Annotated in this window: 4 protein-coding genes; all 4 read right to left on the bottom strand. The window is 68.0% G+C overall.

Features of this window, described 5'->3' with window-relative positions; translation table 11 throughout:
* Positions 1-162: 162 nt before the first annotated feature.
* The 4 genes from AC1DQP_RS15655 to AC1DQP_RS15640 all read right to left on the bottom strand — a co-directional run bounded on the left by AC1DQP_RS15655 (position 163) and on the right by AC1DQP_RS15640 (position 3444).
* Positions 163-699 (bottom strand): adenine phosphoribosyltransferase, encoded by a 537-nt coding sequence (locus AC1DQP_RS15655; protein ID WP_457320257.1) that lies wholly within the window; start codon positions 697-699, stop codon positions 163-165.
* Positions 700-770: 71 nt separating this feature from the next.
* Positions 771-2336, bottom strand: a complete 1566-nt coding sequence (locus AC1DQP_RS15650; RefSeq protein ID WP_457320255.1) for a protein adenylyltransferase SelO — start codon at positions 2334-2336, stop codon at positions 771-773.
* Positions 2337-2373: 37 nt separating this feature from the next.
* On the bottom strand, positions 2374-3066 hold the full coding sequence (locus AC1DQP_RS15645; protein WP_256773987.1) for a glutathione S-transferase family protein: 693 nt from the start codon (positions 3064-3066) through the stop codon (positions 2374-2376).
* A gap of 168 nt (positions 3067-3234) precedes the next feature.
* Positions 3235-3444, bottom strand: coding sequence for a cold-shock protein (locus tag AC1DQP_RS15640; protein ID WP_006451993.1), 210 nt, complete (start codon positions 3442-3444; stop codon positions 3235-3237).
* Positions 3445-3466: the final 22 nt, after the last annotated feature.

Raw genomic sequence — 3466 nt, 5'->3', positions numbered from 1 at the left:
TTGGCGGTGTGAGGTTCATGAGGCGCCGGATCAACGGCAGCCGACCAACGGTCGGCTCTACGGTTCAACGGCAGCCGACCAACGGTCGGCTCTATGGTTCAACGGCAGCCGACCAACGGTCGGCTCTACGGTGGGTGGTGGCGTGGCCACCGCGCCGATACGTCAGTACACCAGGTTCGCCAACAGCGGCACGTTGGCGTCCCAGCGCTCGCGGCCGCCCAGGCCGGCCAGTTCGACCAGCACCGCCGCGCCAACCACCTCGACCTGCAACTGCTGGGCCAGCGACAGCGCCGCCAGCAAGGTGCCGCCCGTGGCCAGCACGTCATCGACGATCAGCACGCGCGCGCCGGGCGGCAACGCATCGGCGTGCACTTCGATGCTGTCGGTACGGTATTCCAGGGTGTATTCCTGCTTGAGCGTGCGGCCCGGCAGCTTGCCCGGCTTGCGTACCGGCACGAAGCCCACGCCCAGCACGCGCGCCATCGCCGCGCCCAGGATGAAGCCGCGCGACTCGATCCCCATCACTGCCACCAGGCCGGCATCGCGCCACGGTTGGACCATGGCATCGATCGCCGCGGCGAAATCGGCGCCATCGGCCAGCAGCGGCATGATGTCCTTGAACAGGATGCCCGGCTTGGGGAAGTCGGCGATGTCGCGCAGGCGATTGGCCCAGGCAGGGCTGGCGGAAACGTCGGTCATGATGGCGTCTGGCGGAATGGGCGGCATAGCGTAACCCGGCCGCTCATGTGGCTCTACCGCGCGCCGACACCTCAGGAGCTGCAGGACAGCATCGAACAGCCGGCCTTGTCGCGCGCCCACGCCGGGCGCTTGCCGGCGTAATGCTCACGTCCGGGCTGCAGGTCATACGGATGCCGCAGCACCTCCTGCAACGCATGCACGCCACTCAGGTCACCCTGCTCGGCGCGTTCGATCGCTTCCTGGGCCAGCCAGTTGCGCAGCACATACAGCGGGTTGGCCGCGGCCATTCGCTGCTGCCGGGACGCGATGTCCAGCGCATCGTCGCGCACCCGGGCCGCGTACTGCTGCAGCCAGGCCTGCAGCGCCGGCATCACCGCCGCACGCCGGTCCGCGCTGTAGAACGCCTCCTCCAGCACGCTCACCGACGGCGCCTGCGGGTCCAGCGCGATCAGGCCGCGGAACGCCAGGGTCATGTCCATTTCGCCGTCCTGCAGGATCTGCAGCCACGCCGCCATCATCGCCACGTCGTCATCGCGACACTGCGCCAGCCCGAACTTGGCGGCGATGTCCTCGCGCTCGCGCTGTGCGTGCACCGCCTGGAAACGTGCGAGCCCCTCATGCAGCGGCGCCACGTCGTCGAACAATGGCGCCAGCGCCTGCGCCAACCGGGTCAGGTTCCAGTACGCCACCTGCGGCTGGGTCCCGAAGCGGTAGCGTCGGCCCTGCGCGTCGGTGGTGTTGGGGGTCCAGTCCGGGTCGTAGTCGTCCACCCAGCCGTACGGGCCGTAGTCGATGGTCAGGCCAAGGATAGACATGTTGTCGGTGTTCATCACGCCGTGCACGAAACCGACCCGCATCCAGTGCGCCACCAGCACCGCGGTGCGCTCGCAGATCTGCGCGAACCACTGCGCGTGGCGCGCGTCACCGGCATCGGCCAGCTCGGGAAAATCGCGGGCGATGCAGACATCGGCCAGTTGCCGCAGCAACGCCACATCGCCCCGCGAGGCCGGCAGCTCGAACGTGCCGAAACGGATGAACGATGGCGCCACGCGGCACACGATCGCCCCCGGTTCCGGTGCGGCGTTGCCGTCGTAGAACATGTCGCGCACCACGCTGTCGCCGCTGCCGACCAGGCTCAGTGCGCGCGTGGTGGGAACGCCTAGGTGGTGCATCGCTTCGCTGCACAGGAACTCGCGGATCGACGAGCGCAGCACCGCGCGGCCATCTGCGCCACGCGAGTACGGGGTGCGCCCGGCGCCCTTCAACTGCAGCTCCCAGTGCCTGCCGTCGGATGCAACCAGTTCGCCCAGCGAAATCGCGCGCCCATCGCCGAGCTGCCCGGCCCAATGGCCGAACTGGTGCCCGCCGTAGTTGGCGGCCCATGGCTGCATGCCGGCGTACAGCGCGTTGCCGCCGAACACGCGGGCGAAGTCCGCGCTGTCGGTGAGGTCCGCGCCGATTCCGAGCAGGTCGGCCACCTCGGTCGACACTGCCAGCAGTTGCGGATCGGCCACGGGCGTGGGCATCACCGCCGACCACGCCGCACCGCGCACCTCGCGCACGCGCGGGCCGGTTTCCTCGTCGCCGGGGAGTTGCTCGATGAAACGGTTGTGGAAACGCAGCGGGTCGGTGTTCATCGCTTCGAAATGGGGGCGCCAGCGCGCGCCCGCAAGCTCATGCCGTGCCTGCGCCGAGGTCCAGCGCCCCGCCCCGCTCGCTGGCGCGCTGGTAGGCCGGACGCTGCTCGATGCGCTGCAGGAAGGCCTGCAGCTTCGGGTAGTTGGCCATGCTGCCGGCGCGCGAGGCAGCGGCCTGGATCGGGAAACTCATCTGGATGTCGGCGGCGGTGAAGCGTTCGCCGGCAAACCACGGCGAGTGGCCCAGCTCGCGCTCCATCCAGTCCAGGTGCAGCTTGAGCTGCGGACCGACGAAGCCCTTCATCACCTTGTCCACGATGCTGCGGGCGATCGGCCGGGCGAAGAACGGCATCGGGGCCTTGCGCACCCGCGCGAATACCAGGCTCATCAGCAGCGGCGGCATGGCCGAGCCTTCGGCGTAGTGCATCCAATAGCGGTAGCGCAGCCGTTCGGCCGCCTGTGCCGGCAGCAGCTCGGGCGAGAGCTGGCGGCCACTGTCATAGCGGTCTGCGAGGTAATCCAGGATCGCCCCCGATTCGGCCAGCACCAGCGCATCGTCCTGCAGCACCGGCGACTTGCCCAGCGGATGGATCTCGCGCAGTGCCTGCGGGGCCAGCCAGGTCTTCGGATCGCGCTGGTAGTTGACCACCTGGTACGGCAGGCCAAGCTCTTCGAGCATCCACAGCACGCGCAACGAGCGCGAGTGGTCCAGATGGTGCACTTTGATCATTGCCGCGTCCGCAGGTTCAAAGCGTCATCGTAACCGCGGCGACGGATGCATGCCGTCATCGGCGGCAACCGGCCCGAAGGCCAGGCCGGGCAAAACGCGCACAACAAAAAACGCCGGAAGCTTTCGCTTCCGGCGTTTCATTGCAACCTGACGGTAGCGGGGGGTCGATTAGACCGCCTGCACCTGGTCAGCCTGCATACCCTTCTGGCCCTGCACGGCGACGAAGGTCACCTTCTGGCCTTCCTGCAGCGACTTGAAGCCGGTGCCCTGGATGGCACGGAAGTGCACGAAGAGGTCCGGGCCGCTTTCCGGGGTGATGAAGCCGAAGCCCTTGGCATCGTTGAACCACTTGACGGTACCGCTCTGACGATCAGACATGTACAAACTCCTGAAACAATAG

Source organism: Stenotrophomonas sp. P5_A8 (assembly GCF_056400545.1).
The sequence above is the reverse complement of the archived record's forward strand: the minus strand, read 5'-3'. Positions and strand labels throughout refer to the sequence as shown.

What these genes read in the sequence shown, in the direction of transcription:
- AC1DQP_RS15655 (WP_457320257.1), bottom strand. Translation starts at nt 699, where the DNA reads ATGACCGACGTTTCCGCCAGCCCTGCCTGGGCCAATCGCCTGCGCGAC.
- AC1DQP_RS15640 (WP_006451993.1), bottom strand. Translation starts at nt 3,444, where the DNA reads ATGTCTGATCGTCAGAGCGGTACCGTCAAGTGGTTCAACGATGCCAAG.
- AC1DQP_RS15650 (WP_457320255.1), bottom strand. Translation starts at nt 2,336, where the DNA reads ATGAACACCGACCCGCTGCGTTTCCACAACCGTTTCATCGAGCAACTC.
- AC1DQP_RS15645 (WP_256773987.1), bottom strand. Translation starts at nt 3,066, where the DNA reads ATGATCAAAGTGCACCATCTGGACCACTCGCGCTCGTTGCGCGTGCTG.